Source organism: Brevibacillus sp. HB1.4B, assembly GCF_013284285.1.
GTDB lineage: Bacteria > Bacillota > Bacilli > Brevibacillales > Brevibacillaceae > Brevibacillus > Brevibacillus porteri.
On sequence record NZ_JABSUT010000010.1, the window covers coordinates 190,053 to 211,366 of the forward strand.

Here is a 21,314-nt window from a genome sequence, read left to right on the forward strand (position 1 = left end):
CTTCCTTCTTATAGTTGACTAGAACGAGATGACTCCGGTAAGAAGAGCAAGCGCAATCATCACGATCGATGTTCCAAACGCCCATTTCAGGATGAACTTTTGGGTTTCCGCATAATCGACCCCAACCATTCCGATCAACAGGTACTGTGCTGCAAACAACGGGCTGAGTACATGCAGCGGTTGACCCAGGATGGAAGCGCGACCAATTTCCGCTGGATCGATTCCGTAAGCTGCTGCCGCATTTGCTAGGATGGGAACGATCCCGAAGTAATACGCATCGTTAGACATGAAATACGTGAATGGCATGCTTGTCAGCGCCACGAGTAGAGGCATATGAGAACCAAGTGAATCTGGAATCCAGGAAACGAGTGTGCTCGCCATCGCATCGATCATTTTCGTTTCAGTCAAGATGCCTGTAAAGATTCCCGCAGCGAAAACCATGGATACCGTAGCCAGTGCGTTAGCTGCGTGGGATGCAATCCGCTCTTTCTGATCTTGCATTTTCGGGTAGTTAATAAACAGGGCTATGGCAAAAGCGAGCATGAACATCGTCGGCAGTGGCAAGAAGCTCGTAATCAGACCGACCATCAGGGCTGCTGTCAACAACAGATTGAACCAGATCAGGCGCGGACGTTTCAGTGCAGCAGTCTCATCCGTAGCCGCTACTTCTTGTCCTGCAAGCGATTGCAAATCTTCATCTGGTATCTCAATAATCCCCAGACGCTTGCGCTCTTGTTTGCCCAAAATACAGGCTACGATCATAACCCACGCAATTCCGCCAATCATCACAGGAATAACAGGAACGAAAATCTCAGAAACATCCATATGGAGTACACTCATGACACGTGCTGTCGGTCCACCCCAAGGCGTCATGTTCATGACACCGAGTGCGAGCATCGGCATGACTGCCAAAATCATCGGTCTAATTCCCAGCTTGCGATACAAAGGCAGCATCGCGGTAACGGTAATCATATACGTCGTGGTTCCATCTCCATCCAATGCGACCAAGGTAGCGAGAATCGCTGTACCTACAATCACCTTCAGTGGGTCACCCTTCACCATTTTCACGATTTTCTTAATTAATGGATCAAACAGACCCGCATCCATCATGACTCCAAAGTATAGAATGGCGAACAACAGCATAATTCCCGTAGGCGCAATTTTCTTGATACCTGCAAGCATCATGTCGCCAATTTCTGTCGCACCAAATCCGCTAATTAACGCAAAAATAACAGGAACAACAATCAAAGCAACCAATGCCGAAAGCCGTCTCGACATAATCAAGTACATGAAAACGGCTACCATGAGAAATCCAAGTAATGCCAGCATACGCTAGTTCCCCCTTGCAAGAATGCGCTTACAATGATGTTGTAGCAACCATTACGAATGCGCTTTCATATTGTGCTGTCATTATAACAATGTTCGTAAAAATCCGAATAGAATATGCGCATAAACTGTTTTAACCGCATTTCCTCTATTAACATCATAAAAATTACGACATGCGCATATGGTGATCGGCCATGCAAGTACATAAAAAAGAGGCCATTGTTCACTGAAAATCATGTGTTAGACTGTGAAAATATAGTTGTAGACTGATAAAAAAAGGCCCCACCTAAGAGAGAAGAGCTCCCAGGCAAGGCCTTTTCGTCCGTCAAATTAAACGAGCTTGGCGCGATAGTCATCTATGATTCGATGCTCCATTTTTTCCTGTAGGTGGTCAGTCATTTCCTGGCATATCCGGTTGTATTCCCAATCCGATATCTTATAAGCAGGAGGAGCATCTTGATGCAGCAACATGGCGATCCGCATATGAGTCGCAGGGTGTGTCGTGTCCATGCTTTGTTGACTTCTTTCCAGGATGCGCACTATGCGCATTTTTTCCTTTCCAGGCAGCTTAGAAAAAGTCTCATGCAAGTGCTGACCCAGTGTCATACTTTGCTTTTGCAAAGAATGTCTTGCGATCAGTGGCTCCACCACGTCGTTCATGTGGATGATCTGCAACAGGGAAATGAGATGCTGGCTGCCTGCAAGCTGAGCCGCCATACGATCCGCCTCATATTCAGCACGTTGACTCTGATTCCAATAAAGATGAATGAGAACAGCCAGCAAACGATAGGGAATCCAAAGTAGAAGCCGCATGATGCCTCTGCTGAACGTGGCGATGAATGAAAAATGGTATTCATCATCCTCGTCTTGGATTGGGTCAAGCAAATCGCACCAATTCAGGAGAATACGCTGTGCATGCGATACCAGAGCGCTCCGCCTAATGTCATTGTTACGGCAATGAGCCAGCTCATGGGCAAGCAATGCGGTCAACTCTCCCGGTGTGCACGCAAACAATAGTGGATAACCGATGACAACCACCCGCCTTCTGCGCCATCCATATTCAGTGGTATACGCCTCAAAGTAAGGAGAGAGCGCGAACTGTATTCTTTTTTCGACCCCCATCTTTTGCGCCACGGTTTCAAATATCTTCATGGTGGTTGGGTGTTCATCAGCATTCAAAAGAATGGTCATTTTCGGAAACGGATGGGGTCGAGGCCGCGACAACCATGCGAACAGGAGGACTAGCAGACAGCTTATGAGGATAAAGGGGCTGCTATACCAGGCGACAAGTCCGTACAAAGAAAAGAGAAAGCCTGCAACGGAACATCCGATTACGACGAGTGAGTACGCGGATGCCACTCTCTCGCTCACCCCCTGTTTGGTTACGAGCTCGGTGCGGCCCTTTAGCTCTTTGAACAAGGCTTGACCGTATGTATCACGCATTTTCCTCTCAAGGCGCTGTCTGACAGCATTCTACCACGAGTAACTGTTCCTGATAAGATAGTTTGGAAATATAATCCACCCGGCAATTGGGATAAGGTATGTAGTGTTGAATGAAATGTAGTGACAGAAATTTCGGTATAATATAATTGCTTGGTTTTGTGGAGGGCATTAGATCTTTATGACATGAAGAGGAGGATATCTCAATGAAATTAACTGTGCTGGTTGATAATAACACTTACATCGACCGCTACTTTGTTGGTGAGCCAGCTGTTTCTTATTTAATCGAAGATGAAGATATGAGGATACTGTTCGACGTAGGATACTCAGATGCGTTCATTCGCAATTCAGAAAAGATGAGAATTGATTTGAGAAAACTTGATTACGTTGCGCTGTCACATGGACATAGCGATCATACCTGGGGATTAGATCCGCTCATTCGAATGTTTTCTGAAGCGAAACTTGAACAATTAGAATTCAGACTCCCAACCATTATTGCTCATCCCGATGTATTCTACAGCAAACTCTTGAATGGTGAAGAAATAGGGAGTTTGCTATCTGCTGAGAAAATCAGTAGGCATTTTAAATTGGAATACACCAAAAAGCCGTTGTGGCTGACGGAGAAGTTGGTCTTCTTAGGTGAAATTGAAAGGACTATGCCTTTTGAAGCGGATAACGCTATTGGACATATTGCAAGAGATGGCGAAATCTCAGAGGACTACCTGCTGGATGATTCTGCACTGGTTTATAAAGCTGAAAACGGACTTGTCATCATTGTTGCATGTTCACACTCAGGAATCTGCAATACCATTGAATATGCCAAAAAAGTTTGTGGAGACGATAGAATTCTCGATATAATCGGAGGATTTCATCTGCTAAACCCTGGAGAATATCAGATGAATGAAACCGTGGAATATTTTCAGACTGTCAAACCGAAATATTTACATGCTTGTCATTGTACAGATTTGAAATCGAAAATTGCATTATCAGATGTGGCGAATGTATTGGAGGTTGGAGTGGGTTTAACTCTTGAATTTAGATGAGACTCATTAAGCTAACGGGTTTCGATAGCTTAATAAATAACTAAAACGCGGCTGCCAGTATAGATCGGCAGCCGATCTGCGCTAAAGGGCAGATTAACGCAACATTTCAAGAGCTGTAATCGTAATATTATCTGCTCAAGAGGACGGAAACAAGCAATGGCAGTGAGGGGGAACCCAGCACCGCCATTGCTTTATTTTTGCATAATGATTTGATCAGGCAAGCTATCCGTCAAGTGCGCAAACTTACTTTTGAGACATCCCATTTCACTAAGCAAGATGTTTACCCCATGCTTTTCGATATGACGATTTTCCCCCGTTTCGGCAGCTCTTCGCTTTTGCGGTACGCCTGAAGCAGGCCCTGAGCAGTAAAGGGATAGGTCTCATTGATGTGGATACTCAACTTGTTCTTTTGCATATGGCGAACAATAGAATCAAAATCGGCACGGTTGGGTCTTGCATGGAAGAAATGCGCGTCAATGCCCCGGACCTTTGGATATTGATTGATCGCAAATGTCGCCACTGAAATATAGGAGCCGCCATCCTTGATGACCGAGTAGTTTTTCTCTCCCCGATCTCCTGGTAGCCCGGTACCGATTGTGGATGGGTCCATAGCGGAATCAACCACGATATCGATAGGATCGGTTATTTGGGCGGCAAAGTCGACTTTCGTGTAGTCGAACACCTCGTCCGCACCGAGTCCTTTGACGAAATCATGATTATAGTCCCTCGCGGTTGCGATAACATATGCTCCATGTTGCTTGGCCAACTGGACCGCTGCATGTCCCACACCTCCGGCACCGGCATGAACAAGGATACGTTGTCTCGGTTGGAGACGGCCATGCTCAAACAGCGCTTGCCAAGCTGTCAGGGCAACCGCAGGCGCGGCGCCTGCCTCTTCGAAGGAAAGACTCTCTGGGATAACAGCGAGATGATCTTCCTCCACCGCAACGTAGTCCATGTAGGAACCCATCGGAACCAAGCCCATGACACGATCCCCCGACTTGAAATGACGCACTTTTTCGCCAACCTCTTTTACGATGCCGGCTACATCAAAACCAAGAACGATCGGTAGTTGAGCCGGAAATTTATCAGCTATCGGACTCTGAAGAATCGCGCCGCTGCGCATTAGAATATCCGCAGGATTAATGGAAGAGGCGTGCATTTCGACTAGAACTTGTGTATCGGTGAGTGTGGGAACTGGCACTTCCAGTTCCTCTAGTACTTCGGGGATTCCAAAGCTTGTCAAAGCAATAGCTTTCATGATTATACCTCCTCTTAAATTGAACACAAGTTGAATTTTCAACATGTGCCTTATATAGTAAAAACGTATCAGAGCGATAGATGATGTCCAATGGTTAAAACAAGCCCGGTTGTTGATTTTTCAACAGAGGGCTTCAATATGTTCATTTTATATAGGTTAAAGGGGAGAACGATATGGACAGACGTATTCAAAAATCGAGGCAAGCGATTATGAATGCTTTTATGAGGCTAATGTCAGAAAAGGACTTCGAGAGCATGACGGTCAATCAAATTGCGGAGGAAGCGAATGTCAATCGAGGAACAGTGTATTTGCATTTCGCTGATAAGTACGATCTACTCGATCAATGTATGGAATTTCAAATTAACCAGTTACTGCGGAATTGTATGCCTGAAGAGGGGGTGGTTCATCTCACTTCCAAAACCGCGCTACAGCGCACGTTTGAATATTTGGAGCAGCATGCTTCTTTCTATTCCATAATGCTGAAGAGCAAGGGTAACGCGGTTTTCCGAAGCCAAATGGAGACAATGTTCCGGCAAAGTCTGAGCGAGCATCTGGATTCGATCAATCTCGATCGGAAATTGAACAAGGATATTACGGTGCAATTTTTTATTTCAGCGGGAGTGGGTGTATTGGAATGGTGGATTACCCATTCGATGCCGTATCCGGCATCGGTCATGGTTGAACAATATTGGAATTTGCTGAACCGAATTCAATTGCAAGTGTTCGAATAAATAGCGTATTAAAATTAGAAAAATAAATTAATAGACAGTGAAAATAAAGGCTTTAAACTGGCTAACCTCATAATACGAAAGGGCAGTAGTACGAGGGTTCGCCACAGAGAACCTATTTAAAAATACGATCAATTTCGTTGATTTCTTCTTCTGTCAGGTGGACGTCTACTGTTTTTAAATTATCCAGCACTTGCTCTGCTCTTTGTGCCCCGGGAATGACAACATCAATTGAATCATGTGTTAAATACCAAGCAAGGACTATATGAGCAACTTCGGCATTTTTATTATTTGCAATTTTACGGAGCTGCTCTACCTTTTCTAGATTTTTTTTGAATTTATCGCCCTGGAAGTGAGGCATATCTTTGCGTAGATCATTGAATGCCATATCTTTATTGTATTTACCGGCAAGCAAGCCTGATGCTAGTGGAAAGTATGGAATAAACGAGATATTATTCTCTGTCGTATATGGAAAGAATTCTTGTTCCGCTTCACGCTGCAGCAAATTGTAGTTTCCCTGTAATACCTCGACATAACCATCCTTATTTGCTTCTTTCAATTGTTCCAGTGAGAAGTTAGAAACGCCAATTGCTCTAATTTTACCTTCGTCTTTTAGCTGTTTTAAGACTCCAACCGCCTCATCTTTTGGTGTATCCTCATCTGGAGCATGAATATAAAATAAATCTATGTAATCTGTTTGTAGCCTTTTCAAACTATCTTCAACGGCTTGTTTTAAATAAGCAGGCGAATTATCCATGGTAACATCATTGCCGACAAGTGTAAGGCCACCTTTTGTTGCAAGGATATGTTCATGACGCTTTCCTGCTTCTTTTATCACTTCACCTATTAGCTCCTCTGAACGTCCTGTTCCATAAAAAAACGCTGTATCTAAAAAATTCACTCCATGGTTGATCGCAGCCCGCACCAAATCTTTTCCTACTTCTTCATTTAAATTAGGATAAATATTGTGGCCACCTACAGCGCTTGTTCCAAGTCCGATTGGATTGACAATTAAATCTGTTTTACCAATTCGTGTTTGTTTCGTCATTCTCTTCAACTCCCTCTCATTTTTAAGCTTAGCGTACGTTTTCGCGCGAGGTTTTTACCAGTATCTACATCATAATTCATTACGTTACGTAAGTTTCAAGTGCAAAATGATTTTTTGAATATTTGCATAAAAATAACCCTTTACCCTGGTGCATGGGAAAATTATGTTGCCTTTAGCAACACTAGTGTCCTTAAATGCCTTCATCGGAGAAATGAATCCAACTATTGATTTTCATGTATTTGCATATGTGGATGTTTCACTAAAAATGCTCTTTGGTATTTTATTGTTACGATCGGGTTCGATAACGAGGACAGGCATGCTGCCGCTCGACCTATGCCGAGGATGAGAATAACCTCTTATCCGAACAATGGCTCTGCTATAAACGATATATTGCGGCGGTTCGTCGATCCATGGCCGACCCGCGAACTATTCCCTACAGTGAGGAAGGAGTTGCCCCGATGGATTTCGATTTCCCATTGCTGAAGCAAGAGATTAAAACGGCGGCAATGCAGGCCTTTGACGAGATGAATAAGACGTGCCAGGACGATAGGGTAATCGCCTTTGCGTTGTACAGCGACGAAGGCGCCATGACGGTATGTCCTGCTGTCAATACGAAAGCGCATCTTGATGGTATTGTCGAGAGCGATCCGGAACATGCGCTGTATTTCAAATACGAGCCTGCGGAATGGAGGTTCGAAGGTCAAGGGTCTGAGGAGGCCTTCGGTGCGATTTGCGCGAAGTTGCGAAGTTTCATCCTGACTGAGGAGCCCTCGGCAAGGCATGAAAGCGGCCGTTTCGTTGCGTTTCGGGAGGCGTTGTACGAAACGTGTATCGAGGCGCTGGAAGAACTGGTACGCTCGGGCATCTTTTCCGGTGCTGTTGGTCGCGACATCATCGTCTTGTTCGCAGTTTCCGACTATGAGTTCGAGACAGATTCGTATATGCGGATGATTCGAAGGCTGAATGCCGACGACACCATCCGAAAGGAATGCGCGGCTTATGTGAAAGAATGGAGCGATTAGCCCCAAAAGACCTGCCTCCATTGATTTAGTGAAAAGAAAGCAATTCATAAGAAATATCAATTTTCATATTTGCTATGATGGAATGAATGACAACCATTTACAAGCGGAAAGCAGGGTGTACATATGGAGAGTTTAGGATCTAGGAATGTGGATGTCATTACGCTGTTTGTTGAGGATTTTCAAAAGGTGAAGGCGTTCTATCAGGAAGTATTCGGATTTCAAGCCGTATATGAAGACGAGGTCTCGTCGGTGTTTAACTTCGGGAATATGAGCGTGAACCTTTTAGATATTTCCGAGTCACACGAATTGATGAAACCGGGAACAGTCGCAACGCGTGAATCCGGATTCCGTTTCCTACTCACCATCTGGGTCGATGACGTGGATGAGGCCTGTGAAGAATTGAAAAAACGTGGGGTTGCTCTACTGAACGGTCCGATCGACCGGCCGTGGGGAGTGCGAACGGCTTCATTCGTCGATCCGGCAGGACATGCCTGGGAGATCGCGAAACAAATATGTTGTTGAAATTCTCTTCTCTTATTTAGCGGATAGCTCGCTGCCTACGAACCATTTATGGTTTTTCATGACTTCTCCGCCCGTTGTCGGCGTGTAGTCCAGCATATAGACAGTGGTTTGCTCGGCTGGATCAATAGACCCAGCTTTCGAAAAGAAAAAGAACGGCACGAATTAGCCGTTCTCTTGTTTTTCTTATACATCTCGCTTTTGAAACACCCGAATGGACAACCCCAGCGCTACGATGCCATAAAAAATGGTGTAGATGAGCATGGCAGTACTCGGAGGAGAAGTCGTACCGAAAATGCCTTGTGAAGCAAAGGACAGCGGATCGTCAGCAGAATCAAATAGCGAAAGCGTCGCTTGCCTAAACAGTGAATCGGCCGGAAAGAGCAGACTGGAAATAATCCCGATGTTGGTAAGTGAGCTATTGCTAAAGACCGCACCGAGCTGCTCGATAAAGCCACCGATGAAGCTGATCCCGTACAGAATGATCAGGATGATGCCCCCCGTTACTGTTGTAGTCATACTGCTCAAGAACATGGCTACACAGACAAGAATGATCGGCATACCTACGAAGAAAGCTGCTGCTTTCAGGATTTGGCCTCCTCCTACCTGAACAGCCAACGCACCACCGCCAACCCATTGGTTGATCGCCAAAAGTCCGAAGAACATCAGGAGCGCGTACAGCCCAAGCATACTTGCCAACCCGAAAAATTTCCCCAGCACATATTTGTAGCGAGGAAGTGCTCGTGCTAGCCACGTATCGATCTGATGGCTTTCGATTTCAGAGGCAATGCTCCCGACACTGCTCAAAATCGCCAAGAGTGCGGTAATGATGGAGCCAAAGTACAAGCCCATCCCTAAGAGTTGCGTGGAAAAGAAGTTTTTTTGCAGCAAAGCATCTGGACTTAAGCCACCGAACGATTCCTTCATTTCCTTGACCGCATAGCCTGTTGCAAGTCCAAACAGCAGCAGGAAGGCCAGCGACATGATCAACGTAATCGTGAAAATACGCTTGGAGATCATTTCTCTATACGTGATTTTGATGATCGGCCACATGTCGTTCCCCCTCCTTTCTCTGCACCCAGTACAGAAATACGTCTTCTAGTGATTGCTGCTTGCGCACGACTTCATGTACTCCAGCCCCTGAAGCAATCAACTGTTGCAACAGAGTGGGTACGCGATTGTCCTGATCCAGCGTCATTAACCATGTATCACGGTTTTCCTCTTGTCTTACGAGACGACTCTCTGTGACGAAGGAAGGAAGCTCGTTTGGAAAGCCTTCGCTATCCTTGTCCACTGTCAATTCAATTTGTGGTTGGACGGTGCTCAGCTTGCGCCAGTCTCCTTGTACGACCAGCTCACTACGGTGAATGATCCCGACGTAGTTGCATACACTCTCCATTTCACTCAGTAGATGACTGTTGAGAAAAACTGTCTTTCCTTGGTCACGCAGCCGCGCGATCAGCTCACGTACTTCCTTTCGCCCGATTGGGTCCAGTGCGGAGGTCGGCTCATCGAGGAAGATCAGCTCTGGATCGGATAAGAGGGCGCAGGCAATCCCGATACGCTGCTGCATACCTTTGGAATAGCCCCGGATGCGTTCACGCTCACGTCCAGCCATTCCGACCAGCTCGACGACATTTTTTATCACTGATTTGCTCTCGCGATGTGTTAATCCACACAACTCAGCATGATGCTCCAAGAGCTGCTGGCCCGTCAACCAATCAGGATAGCGGAACAGCTCTGGCAAGTATCCTACCTTTTTTCGCGATTCTACACTGCCAATCGGCTGCCCAAGCATAACCGCTTTGCCATCCGTCGGGTGCAATAACCCGAGCATCGTCCTGACAAAGGTACTTTTACCCGCTCCATTTTGACCGAGGAAACCAAATACGGAGCCACGTGGTACTTGTAGCGTAATATTTTTGCAGCCAGCTTTCCCGTTATATTGTTTGGTCAACTCCCAAGTCTCTATCACATAATCTGACATCGCTTACCTCACTTTCTCCATTGCAAACGGGACAAAGCAGAGCCTTCCTTCTTCAGGAAAACTCTGCCAATGCCCCACTATTTGTTTACTTATTTCAGTTGTTTCGCAAAATCCAACAGCCTATCAGCGTTCTTTTCGCTACCTTCCAGCATGTGAATCTGTCCATCCTGCTGCCACATCAAATGTGTATTGTATTCACCTGTGATCAGCATTCCGTTTTGACCATTCACTTTTACTTCCTTCATCTTGCTCTCGCCGTCTGCCATGTATGGCACAGGGAGGGTATGCTGCCAGTCTTCGATGCTAATCATCTGCTTTTTCACTTGATCCGGTATGAACGGCAGGGCCAAGAGTGTCTCGCGAAGCTGTGCCAGATCAACTCCCTCTGGAGCAGTTAACTCAGGTGCGTCCACGACAGAGTAGCCATAGCTTTCTTTTCCTGCGGTCATCCAGACGTTTTGCATCTGTGGGATCTTCAAGGAGAAGCGTTTGCCACTCAGCTTTTCATCAAAGCGCGCCTCTACCTGCAATTGCCCCAGTAGCTTGTTTGCACGATCGGCATCGATTTCCATGTGCATGGTGTAAGGGGAATTGACGTTTACGCTATCCACCGTGACATCCTGCGGCAGCTGTGGCAGCTTCACGCCTGCCTTTTCAGCGGATTCCTTGTTGTTGTAATAGTAGCTTCTTTGCTCAAGTTTCTCTTGATCATTTTCATCAATCCAGATTTTTCCGATCCCATTCAGTTCCATCTCGCCCACATTGCCGTTTGCGATCCATTGTTCTAGCTCTCGCAAATCCTCTTGCGTCACTTTGACAAACTCTACTTTATCCATGCGGAAAATGGACAGAAAATCGTTCGCTGCTGCTTGTACTTGGGGGAAAGACAGGGACACAGCCAATACTGCTGCTGCCGAAGCGCCTGTCATCCATCTTTTTGTTTGCTTGTTCATCTGATTCCAGCTCCTTCTGATTGTTGCTCGATTGGTTATCATTTGTCGATCTTGTGCATATGTGTCAGTCGTTTTCTCGATGGATTGCGAAAATCGCTGCCACGCTGCTTCCGTATTGACCTTCACATTGCTTGTCTCGGAAAAAGCATGCTCCATCTTCTCACGCGTCCAGCTATCCAACGCGGACAGTTCGTCCAGCTGTGTGCGGCAGGTTTCACAGTAGTCCAGATGAAGCAGGAATTGCTCACTTTCTTTTGAGCTGCATTCACCGTCCAAGAACGCCTGGATAAAGCCTGTATCAGCACATTTCATTCCTCTTCCCCCCTCATCCGGCCATAGATGGTACGAAATTTACTTTTCGCTCTCGCAAGGAGTGTTCCCACCGAGCTGATCTGCGTCCCAGTCGCTTTAGCCAACTCCGCATAAGGAAATCCGGAATACTTCATGACCAGTAAGGTTCGTTCCCGCTCGTCTAGCTCCTCTAGCACATCGCGGACGATACTCTGGGACTCTTTTGCAAGCCACATCTCTTCTGTAGAAGGACTGACGTGCTCTTGCTCGGATGCACTTCGCTCTTGTCTTGCGTACCTGCGTTTTTCTGAACGAAGATAGTTGTACGCTGCGTAGAGCGCGGACTTGGACAGCCATGCCGGGATATGTTCGATCACCGAGCGATCCGTATGGTAAAAGGAGAGAAATACATCCTGTGCAATATCTTCTGCCGTTTGTTGATCTTTCACAATACGCATGATCTGTCTGACCACAAACGGATAATAGGTTGTAAACATTTCTTGAAAGGAATCTGCTTGATCCTCTACTCGAGCATGGTTCATCACCAGGTTTGCTTGCACCTCCACTGGATTCCTCCTTCCTGCGTGCGCCATTGACGAATGCCTCTACTGCTTCGTTCATCTAATAGAAACCACCAAGGCGATTTTTGTGACAGGAAAGATCAAATTATTTTTCATTTAAAAAGATAGCCGGATTCTCTAGGAATCTCCGCGTTAATTGATAGTGCTCCGTGTCCCGATAATTCACCTCTTGGACGGGGGATTCATCGAAATTGAGAATTTTTGCGTCTGGGTAGCCCAGTAGTATCGGTGAATGCGTCGCGATGATAAATTGTGCCCCTTCCTCCACCAAGTCCTGCATGAGGTACAGGAAGGCAATCTGACGCTTGGGCGACAAAGCAGCCTCGGGCTCGTCTAATAAATAAATGCCCCTACCATTGAATCGGTTAGCAAATAGAGCGAAAAAAGATTCTCCGTGCGACTGGTTATGCAGGGAACGTCCGCCGTAGCCAGAATATCCTGTGCCACGAATGCGCTCAGTCTCGTCAATATGACTGGCAAAATGATAGAAGCTCTCCGCCCGTAGAAAAAAGCCATTCGTCATTTTGGGTAGCCAGGAAAGACGTATGTAGTCACCCAAGCTCGAATCCGAGCGATCTACGTCATAATAATTGTTCCGCGACCCACCAGCTGTATGAAACCCGCATTGATAGGCAACCCCTTCGAGCATCGTAGATTTACCAGAGCCATTTTCTCCTACGAAAAAAGTGACACTCGCTTCGAGGTCAATCGTTTTCAGCTTGCGCAAGGATGGCAGGTGAAACGGATATTCTTTCGTATTAGGAAATTCCTCACGCAGCAGCTTGATCGTTCGCAAATAGACCATTTTTACCTCCACTCTCATTATTTTCCCGACTCACGCCGATACATCCTTATAAGGGCGCCTTTTTAAACGCTCATTTATTTGGGGGAGAAGTATCCGTGGACAAGGTTTCCTTTCTTCAGGAAAAAAGTACATTTCATATGAAATATCCGGATCAGAGCGACCTCGCCTTTTACCGGTGGTATACGACTCAGTATCCAACCGAAGCCATCGGCTGGTTTCACCTTGGCCAAGAACGGGAGACACAAGGAAATACAGAACAGGCTCTCGAAGCGTACAGGCGTGGTCTGGTATCCAAGCAAGGCTCGTACTACAACGAGACCCGTGACGCTTATCAACGACTGCTGCGGGAGCGACAGCGCAATACGTTGGGCCATCGAACACGTTTACTCTTGGCGTCACTCTTGTTTCTCTATTTTCAATTCGCTTTTTCACCAGGACCGTTGAGAGATGCGTCAACCAAGACAACGCCACAGGCTGCCAAACAGCCCGTACCGACAACTGCACAAACTCAGCCACATGTCGAGGTCATCGCAGTTCCTCCTACACTCAGTGCCCGTGAGCTATCTGAGCAGGTCCGGCGCTATGTAGAGTCACGTCGTCCTGCTCTTACGCAGCCTTTTACAGTGATGGTTGTCCCAGAAGTGCCTGGTTCGCCGTTGTTTCGTCCCTTGCTGTTTTATCAGCCGCGCGAAGTCCGAGGGATCTTGCGTTACAATCCGACGAGTCGGACTGTTCTCAGTGAAAAATGGTGGGATAAACCTGTGCAGTTGGAACGAGAACCGACACTTGCCACAGGTAAGACAGAACTCACGGATGAGCAGCTAACCCTCCAGCATGTACTGATCTTACGTAACGCCTTGTATCGCTATTATCAGCAAACGGGTACGTTGCCTGCCCAGCTGTCTGATCTGGCTGGCGCTTATCCAGGCAATTATTTGCCGCAAATTCCAGTACCACCAAAGAGACTTTTACTCAAAAGCTATCCGTATCATCCCAAAGCTTTCTTGCCAGAGTCCGCATGGGACAGCTTGCGCAATGTGCTGCCGCTTCCCGGCTATCCGGAGCCAGTGGCGCCTTTCGAACCGTTACAGCTTCACTTGACTACCTCGACACATACGATGAAGCTCATCAGCGGTTCCCATCTGGTACGCAGCTATCCCGTAGCCATAGGCAAAAACGGTTCTACACCCGAAGGCTACTATACCATTCAACAAAAAATCAATCAGCCCCGCGGACATGACAATATTTATGGAACGAGGGGCATGGTCTTTCAGGAGAACGGGTATGCCATCCACGGGACAAACCATCCCGAGAGCATCGGCTCATCTGTTTCGCTCGGATGTGTTCGCTTGTACAATGCCGCTGTCGAGGAGCTGTACAGCTTTGTTTCATTAGGGACAGAATTCATGATCTCCAATGCCCCGTCCTCTGCCCAGCCTTGGAGCAACCCTGTTCCATTCGTTCTCCCGGCTGGCCCTGAGGAAGAGACACCACAAGTCATTTACAATTGGCTCCATTAATTCTTTAGGCTACGTAAAGAAAAGACGTACGGAACGCTATCCCGTTACGCGCTGATTTTTACCAGACGTTTATCAAACGAAAAAAGCCCTTCTATCCCATTTAAAAAAGGGGGAGAAGGGGCTTTTTTCGTTTGATTGGGGGATTACTCTGCGTTTACGATAACTCTGTACGGAATCGTCGTGTTGTTCGTGTTGTAGACTAACAAGTAATATTTCCCTGGTTTTGCCTCAAATTCTCCAGTCAATTTCTTACCTGCGTTTTCGGGGTAGGCCAGATACGTATCGAGATCATCTTCATGGAATACCACCCAGTTTAAGCCTTCGTCCTTCTCGCTACTTACCGTAACTTGAACGATCCCTTCCTCTTTAACCTGAATGAGGTACGTGTCCTTGTCATCTGTACGATCGGTTTGACCACTTATCTCTTCGCCCAATCGTAGCACATTAGCCTCATCGAATGAATTGTTCGGCTCCGTTTCGGATGGTTCTGATTCTTCTTCTGGCAATTCAGCGGTTACTTTGTATGGAATGGTTTCACCGTTAAAGTTGTACACGGACAAATAATAGGTACCCGGAAATGCTTCAAACTCACCCGAGAGCTTTTTTCCTGAGGTATTGGGGTAAGCGACATATTGATTCAGATCATCCTCGTGGTGAACGACCCAGTTCAAACCAGAATCATGCTCACTCGATACGTTGATTTTCACTGTTCCGTTGCCCAATACTTTCAAAGCAAAAATGTCCTTGTCGTCTTGTTTGCTTGTTTGACCACTCAATTCCACATTGCTTTTCAACACATTTGCCTCTGAAAAGCTGTTGTTTGGTTCTTGTTCCTTTTCTCCAATTTCTCCACCCTGCTCCTCGATCGTGATGCTCATCGATTTCGCAGTAACCGCTCCTTTGTCATCCGTTACGCGCAGTTTCACGGTATATTCTCCCTGATTTTCGTAGACATGCGTAGGATTGGCATCACTGCTGCTTGTGCCATCTCCAAATTCCCACAGATAGGATACGATGCTACCATCCGGATCGGAGCTTCCGTTACTGCTGAATGCAACCTCCTCGTTTACGGCTGCTTTTGACGGACCGTTCATGACAATAACAGGCGGCTGATTCTCCCCATCTCCTTGTTCTGGAAGTACCCCGTGGAAGGTGACTTCATATTCAAACTGATTGGACGCATTTACTCTGTAGTTGGTAAAGTAGGCGGTTACGGTTTTGTAGCCGTTCCATGGATGGGAAGTAAGTGTGGTTAGAAACTCGTCTGTGATGCGACTCATCGTTTCCCAGTCTTTCTTCTCCCCTTCTGCCTGCGTACCCGTGTACGTCCCTGTTAACGTAAAGGTTTGGAAGAACTCTGAATCGTGCCTTTTGGTAGACACATTTTGCAATCCGGTGACATCTTCAATTTCCTGGAAGATTTCCGCACTTGCTTTAGGGGCCGGCGTTACCAGATAATCATCCGACACCAGCGGCACGGTCAGATCAGGATAGCTGTCTACCAACGATTCCATGGTACGGTGGTAATCCCGATTTAGCTCTGAATCATTGCTGAGCGTACGGATTAACTGGTCATAACCGTCAACGTTATTGGCCTCTATGTAATCCATGATATCATCGAGCTTGTTCCAGTCCTCTTTCATCATGTGATACTGCAAGGCGTATGAATACGTATAAAAGTCCCACGAGCCGTAGCGTGCGTGCAAGGTTTGAGACGCCGTGTACCAATTTTTTTGTCCAAAGCGAATCAGATTGTTGACCATTGATTTTCGAGGCAGAATACCTGTTGTTCGCGTGGAGCCTGCAAAGAGTTCCGCCCCTCCTTCTTCAAACCACGACAGTCTCTCGTCTCTGTAAATCGGGCCTTCATTCCACAAACCAGGTATAGCATAGCGCCCTTGCAAATAGTGCGTGAACTCATGACGGAACAATTCTTCTAGTGTGTACGTACTCTGCTGCGGTGTTCGTTCGTAGGTGAAGAAAGTTCCTTTCCCCTCGATATACATACCCCCGTTGTCTGTTTCATAGCCATACAGGGGGTTGTTCATCTTGTACTCTGAAGGACTATTGTAAAGGACGATGGTCAAAATATCGTCGGGGTTCCCTTCTTCCATCGGTTCATCTCGTCCTGCCATCCGATGAAACTGAGCTTTTACCTCTTTTGCCGCCCAATATAACCGTTTCACTTTTTCTTCTGTGACATCTCCACCTGTTTTCATGACGATGCTTCCGTCATCAAACGCATATTCTTTGGGCAGATATTTTTCGATGGCATCCTCACGAATCTTGTTAAACTGGATGTCCCTTCCCTGCGCATCTTTTCCGCCATAGACCGTCTGGATCAGCTTCGCTACCTGCATATACTGTAGTCCCACATACGGATAAAGCACTAACGCTTCTGTGAGGACCTCGTTACCCTTATTCGGATTGGAATGGTATTCTCCCAAATAAGCACTGTGATAAAAACCATTGTCGAGGACCCATTCTTTTGCTTCATCTGTATCGCCATGCAAGGCGAGATTTCCCAACTCGTTCAGATACGTATCTATTTTGCCGTAAAACTCCTGTTGCTTGGTTGGTTCATCCACTCTCCACATCAGAATATAGCTAAACTGGCTCATGATACGGAAAACAGCATCACCCGCACTCCGCTGCGTAATGAAAGTATCCATTTGTTCTTCGTATTGACGGATGATCGGTGCAGCTTTCTCTACGAGGGAAGCGCTTACAAAAGTATTTCCGATAAGTCCACCAAATGCACCTACTACCTCATTTTGAGCATCTGTCCCTAATTTAAAATTTGGATTGTCTGCAATGGCTTGCAAAGCAGGGAACACTTTTTGATGCTCGCTTCTCTGATTGAGATAGGATAATTCCTGATGGTAGTAGCCGAGGTAATATCCAGAGCGAAGCACCTCAACCAAGGTGTCAATTCCTTTGGAATCGCTGCTGGAGTATTGTGTGCCTCTGACTTGCAATGCGTCAATAATGGCTTGAACACGCTGACGATCGTTGTAAAAGGCATACGAATCGGGGGTAAAATCAAATAATTCAGGAATCTGCTCCCAGTTGATCGTCACCAGTACATTGACCAATTCGTCGTAGCTGAGCTTGTTCAAATCGGACATCGCGTACTTTTCGACATTTGCCTTCATGCTCCGTTGCTGTTCCTTAGAAGGCTCTTGCTCCTCTACATTCCAGGTCGGCTCCACTGGATGCGGATATTCTCCTGCTTCGTCACTGGATTGATGCTGAAACGAGGTGATCGGGTCCAGCTTTCTCTCCACATATTTTCCAGAAGGCGGAACGTTTTGACTCCCATCCCTACCGATCGTACTTGCATAATCGTTGACTGCCAAGGCTTGGACAGGACTACCAACCATCCCCAATAGAAATGATGTCGAGAGAAGGACACCAGCCATCATGCGGCTAGTGTGTACCGTGGAACGCTTTTTCTTCATGAATGAGCAAACCTCCTTTGAATGGTAACCGCATTTTTGTTTGTTGCGAGGAAACCGTATTTTGTTTTGTGCAGACTCACCTTCTCTCCATTTGGAACGCAATAACATACATGCTGATAAAATTGCAATTATGGTGCCAATACATATAACAGAAAAGAAGAGTAAGAATGTATACATTTTTTTACAAATATTCATAAACATGTATAAGATATTAGACACCGTTACTATGAAAAGCGAACTTTGCTTCGTACACGCAAAAAAGCGCGTTCCCGGAAGTGGGAACGCGCCATGTTTTACTTTCACATCTATTTTTCTTCTTCCAATTCTCTCATCGATTCTTCTTGCTCTTCTTCTGGGTTCCAATAATCGAGCACTTTTCCTTGCAGAACTTTGCCTTGAATGAATTCTACCTGCTGCTCACTGAAATCCTCTGTCCACTCAATACCCAATTGTTCAGCTAGACGTACGACGGTCAGCAATTCTGACCAAGCCACGTAACGTTTGTACCAGAAGAACTGTGGCTGTTCGTTCATGTATGGGTAGAGATCATCGAAATCGGTGTGTTTACAGTCAAGAGCTCGCTCAAAATTCACCTTGGTTTGGCGTAACTGTTCCTTGAAAAATGTGGGTAGATCTCTTTGTGCGTAGCCAGACATGGACTGTCCCCCCTGTCTCCCGATTTATTGGTATTGTACCACGCGAAAGAACCTGTGCAAATAGTCGAATCGGTTTTGAATCGTTCTTGCTGGGCTAATCTTTAGCCGTTTGATGCATCTGGGAACTGGTTCTGCCCCTCCTCTTGTGGAGGTGGCGGTAATTGGATTCCGTTGGAGGAACCATTTGTCTGACTAGGTTCTGGATTCACGATATCCGGTGGAACCTCACCTGTTCCCGGATTTGGCGATTGCCCACCATCTCCATTATTTGTATGCTCACCAGTTCCTCCGGTACCTTGGTCAGGTGGAATTTCACCATTGCCATTTTCCGTACCACCCGGATTTTGTCCCTGATCGTTACCTTCCTCATTATGACCTGGATCTTGATTAATCAGATTCTCCAGCTTCTTGGAGTCGATCGGGACTTCTTTTGATGGTGTCCCTTCCTCACCTTGCGCATTTCTCGGAACAACTTGATAACGATATTGTCTTGGACTATCCAGCACATCTACGAACGAGGTTTCCTTCATACCCGCAGAGATGAGTTGTCTTTCGCCGTTTTCACTAATGCGGTACAAATCGTACGTACCACCTTCAGTTCCGCCAATCCAGCTAAGCACTACCTTCAATTGGTTATTATCCAATGTCATGTCTGCAGCCAATTGGATTTCCGGTTCAACTTCCTCTTGTTTATGTTGTACGATGCCTTCTGGTCGAACGAAGTCCGATGACGGCACACCTTTTAAGGCTGTTCCCAACACTTTGGAGAACATTTGCGCCGTCATGCTACTTCCTTGGTGCATCAAATGCTGTTTGTCCTCCGGATCGAAGCCCATCCAGACTGCACCGACGTATTCCGGTGTATATCCGACGAACCAAGCATCCTTGTTTGCTTTGCTGTCGCCTGCTATCGATTGGGTCGTACCGGTTTTACCTGCAACATGGCGGCCAGAGATACGCGCTGCCTTCCCTGTCCCTTCCTGAACCGCTTTCTCCAGCATAGTGTGAATCTCCCACGCTGCTTCAGGCTTCAGTGCCTCAGATTGTTTTGGCTGGTATTCACGGACGACACCCTCATCCTTGTTCTCAACCTTGGCGATCGAGTGCGCCTCGGACACTACCCCTGCATTCACAAAAGGTGTATATGCCTGAGCCATTTCCAGCGGGGATGTACCTACACTCAAGCCCCCGAGGGCAATTGCCAGGTTTCGATCGTTCGGAGTCAGCTCAATGCCGACTTTCTTGAGGTATTCCAAACTTGCTGGTACACCAATCTCATTTAATAACCAAACCGGCGGGATATTCGCAGAGTCGATCATCGCCCGGTTCATGCTCACCGTTTCCGTGTATCGGTTATTGTAGTTGCGCGGCTCGTAGCCATTGAAGCTCTGCCTTTTGTTGCTCAGTTGCGAGTTCGCGTTCCATTTGTTGATATCTTTATTGACTGCTGGAGCGAACACCGCGATCGGCTTAAAGCTGGAGCCCGGTTGACGCTTCATGTCTGTCGCATAGTTAAAGCCTTTTGCCGCATAGTTGCGTCCGCCCACCATCCCGGCAATTCCGCCCGTTTTCGCGTCGATGACAATCATCGATGATTCTACACCGCGCTTGGCGCCGTCTTTCGGGAAGTTTTTGGCGTTGGCATATTCCGCTACCATGGCATCCTGTACTTTCGGATCGAAGGTCGTGTAAATGTTCCAGCCTCCGCGGTACAGTTCTTCTTCTGTCACGCCAAACGTAGCTTCGGATTCTTCCACCATATGGTCAAAAAACGCGCGATAGCCTTTTTTCAAGCTCGCACCCGCCACTTCATGCGGTTCGGTCGGCAACGCCTCTGCTTGCGCTGCCTCTTTTTGCTCATCGGTAATGATTCCTTGCTCATACATCAGACGAATAACGGTGTCTCGACGCAGTTTCGCTTTTTCCGGATTGTTAAAAGGTGAATAAGTGGTCGGTGCTTTTGGAATGGCCGCCAGCATCGCTGCTTCCGCAACAGTAAACTTTTCATCGCTTACCGACTTGCCGAAGTAATACTGGGCAGCATCCTCTACCCCAAATTCCCCTTCGCCCAAATAAACGCGGTTCAAGTACATCTCTAAAATTTGATCCTTCGAATATTTGCGCTCCAAGCCAATCGCGATACTCATTTCTTTTGTTTTACGCCAGAACGTTTGGTCTAGGGTGAGAAAGACGTTTCTTGCCAGCTGTTGGGTAATGGTACTTCCCCCTTCAGCTAACGATCCTTTTTTGATGTCATTGACGATGGCGCCACCGATCCGGACCATATCGACGCCTTTGTGTTCATAAAAGCGCTTATCCTCTACGGCGAGGAAAGCATTGATCAGAGTCTTTGGCATTTCATTAATCGGTTTGTATATACGGTTCTTCTGACGAATCAGACTCGTCATTTCTTTCCCGTTTTTGTCGTAAATGACAGTTGGTTCTGCTTTTAAGTCCTGTAGCTTTTGTACGTTTTGCTCAATCATCCGATCTCCCGCATACAACAGGGCGAAGTAGCCCCCAATTACACTAAGGAAAAGGAATATTGCAAACGATACGGCAATCATCAGCAAGTTGTTCTTTTTCTTCCTGACTTTCTTCTTGGCCTTTGCTGCCATTATTTACCTCCTGGTCTTCTCTCTCTCCCCCACATCTTATATAGACGGTCCCGTT

Annotated in this window: 18 protein-coding genes and 1 pseudogene; 6 read left to right on the plus strand and 13 right to left on the minus strand. The window is 46.6% G+C overall.

What is annotated here, in order from left to right; all coding sequences use genetic code 11:
- Positions 1 to 18: 18 nt before the first annotated feature.
- Positions 19 to 1,329, minus strand: coding sequence for a CitMHS family transporter (locus tag HP398_RS23055; protein WP_017250568.1), 1,311 nt, complete (start codon positions 1,327 to 1,329; stop codon positions 19 to 21).
- A 327-nt stretch (positions 1,330 to 1,656) separates the two neighbouring features.
- Positions 1,657 to 2,769, minus strand: a complete 1,113-nt coding sequence (locus HP398_RS23060; protein WP_173623739.1) for a M48 family metallopeptidase — start codon at positions 2,767 to 2,769, stop codon at positions 1,657 to 1,659.
- Between the two features lie 203 nt (positions 2,770 to 2,972).
- On the opposite strand from HP398_RS23060, the gene HP398_RS23065 reads away from it, so the two are divergent.
- Positions 2,973 to 3,809, plus strand: a complete 837-nt coding sequence (locus tag HP398_RS23065; RefSeq protein WP_017250570.1) for an MBL fold metallo-hydrolase — start codon at positions 2,973 to 2,975, stop codon at positions 3,807 to 3,809.
- A gap of 280 nt (positions 3,810 to 4,089) precedes the next feature.
- Here HP398_RS23065 and HP398_RS23070 read toward each other — a convergent pair whose 3' ends face one another.
- Positions 4,090 to 5,070 (minus strand): NADP-dependent oxidoreductase, encoded by a 981-nt coding sequence (locus tag HP398_RS23070; RefSeq protein WP_173623740.1) that lies wholly within the window; start codon positions 5,068 to 5,070, stop codon positions 4,090 to 4,092.
- A gap of 173 nt (positions 5,071 to 5,243) precedes the next feature.
- Here HP398_RS23070 and HP398_RS23075 point away from each other — a divergent pair, with 173 nt between their 5' ends.
- Positions 5,244 to 5,801 carry a TetR/AcrR family transcriptional regulator gene (locus HP398_RS23075; RefSeq protein ID WP_173623741.1) on the plus strand — a complete coding sequence of 186 codons (558 nt, stop codon included), beginning with the start codon at positions 5,244 to 5,246 and terminating at the stop codon, positions 5,799 to 5,801.
- A gap of 112 nt (positions 5,802 to 5,913) precedes the next feature.
- On the opposite strand, the gene HP398_RS23080 is transcribed toward HP398_RS23075, so the two are convergent.
- Entirely contained in the window at positions 5,914 to 6,846 is a 933-nt protein-coding gene (locus HP398_RS23080; RefSeq protein WP_173623742.1) for an aldo/keto reductase, read from the minus strand.
- 148 nt (positions 6,847 to 6,994) lie between these two features.
- On the opposite strand from HP398_RS23080, the gene HP398_RS31450 reads away from it, so the two are divergent.
- The 3 genes from HP398_RS31450 (at position 6,995) to HP398_RS23090 (ending at position 8,390) form a co-directional block, all read left to right on the plus strand.
- A complete protein-coding gene (locus HP398_RS31450) occupies positions 6,995 to 7,192 on the plus strand; it encodes a DUF6609 family protein (protein ID WP_371736775.1) in 198 nt (65 codons plus the stop codon).
- 112 nt (positions 7,193 to 7,304) lie between these two features.
- Complete coding sequence (locus HP398_RS23085; RefSeq protein ID WP_173623743.1) at positions 7,305 to 7,868, plus strand: DUF4303 domain-containing protein; 564 nt, start codon at positions 7,305 to 7,307, stop codon at positions 7,866 to 7,868.
- Between the two features lie 123 nt (positions 7,869 to 7,991).
- Positions 7,992 to 8,390: a VOC family protein gene (locus HP398_RS23090; protein ID WP_017250575.1), complete on the plus strand. Its 399-nt coding sequence runs from the start codon at positions 7,992 to 7,994 to the stop codon at positions 8,388 to 8,390.
- Positions 8,391 to 8,402: 12 nt separating this feature from the next.
- Here HP398_RS23090 and HP398_RS30725 read toward each other — a convergent pair.
- The 6 genes and pseudogenes from HP398_RS30725 to HP398_RS23120 all read right to left on the minus strand — a co-directional run.
- Positions 8,403 to 8,519 (minus strand): annotated as a pseudogene (locus tag HP398_RS30725) (DUF1541 domain-containing protein); the annotation flags it as partial.
- A 54-nt stretch (positions 8,520 to 8,573) separates the two neighbouring features.
- Positions 8,574 to 9,440, minus strand: a complete 867-nt coding sequence (locus HP398_RS23100) for an ABC transporter permease subunit (RefSeq protein WP_173623744.1) — start codon at positions 9,438 to 9,440, stop codon at positions 8,574 to 8,576.
- On the minus strand, positions 9,412 to 10,374 hold the full coding sequence (locus HP398_RS23105; protein WP_173623745.1) for an ABC transporter ATP-binding protein: 963 nt from the start codon (positions 10,372 to 10,374) through the stop codon (positions 9,412 to 9,414). Before HP398_RS23105 ends, HP398_RS23100 begins: the two co-directional genes overlap by 29 nt.
- A gap of 89 nt (positions 10,375 to 10,463) precedes the next feature.
- The gene (locus HP398_RS23110) at positions 10,464 to 11,639 is read right to left on the minus strand and encodes an anti-sigma factor family protein (protein ID WP_173623746.1); all 1,176 of its coding nucleotides are present in this window, start codon (positions 11,637 to 11,639) and stop codon (positions 10,464 to 10,466) included.
- On the minus strand, positions 11,636 to 12,184 hold the full coding sequence (locus HP398_RS23115) for an RNA polymerase sigma factor SigX (protein WP_173623747.1): 549 nt from the start codon (positions 12,182 to 12,184) through the stop codon (positions 11,636 to 11,638). Before HP398_RS23115 ends, HP398_RS23110 begins: the two co-directional genes overlap by 4 nt.
- A gap of 100 nt (positions 12,185 to 12,284) precedes the next feature.
- On the minus strand, positions 12,285 to 13,004 hold the full coding sequence (locus tag HP398_RS23120) for an AAA family ATPase (RefSeq protein WP_017250581.1): 720 nt from the start codon (positions 13,002 to 13,004) through the stop codon (positions 12,285 to 12,287).
- 95 nt (positions 13,005 to 13,099) lie between these two features.
- Here HP398_RS23120 and HP398_RS23125 point away from each other — a divergent pair, with 95 nt between their 5' ends.
- On the plus strand, positions 13,100 to 14,524 hold the full coding sequence (locus HP398_RS23125; RefSeq protein ID WP_173623748.1) for a L,D-transpeptidase: 1,425 nt from the start codon (positions 13,100 to 13,102) through the stop codon (positions 14,522 to 14,524).
- 143 nt (positions 14,525 to 14,667) lie between these two features.
- On the opposite strand, the gene HP398_RS23130 is transcribed toward HP398_RS23125, so the two are convergent.
- From HP398_RS23130 to HP398_RS23140, 3 genes are all read right to left on the minus strand, one after another.
- Complete coding sequence (locus HP398_RS23130; protein ID WP_173623749.1) at positions 14,668 to 17,985, minus strand: collagenase; 3,318 nt, start codon at positions 17,983 to 17,985, stop codon at positions 14,668 to 14,670.
- 305 nt (positions 17,986 to 18,290) lie between these two features.
- Positions 18,291 to 18,641 carry a hypothetical protein gene (locus HP398_RS23135; protein ID WP_007721499.1) on the minus strand — a complete coding sequence of 117 codons (351 nt, stop codon included), beginning with the start codon at positions 18,639 to 18,641 and terminating at the stop codon, positions 18,291 to 18,293.
- A 101-nt stretch (positions 18,642 to 18,742) separates the two neighbouring features.
- Entirely contained in the window at positions 18,743 to 21,259 is a 2,517-nt protein-coding gene (locus HP398_RS23140; RefSeq protein WP_173623750.1) for a PBP1A family penicillin-binding protein, read from the minus strand.
- Positions 21,260 to 21,314: the final 55 nt, after the last annotated feature.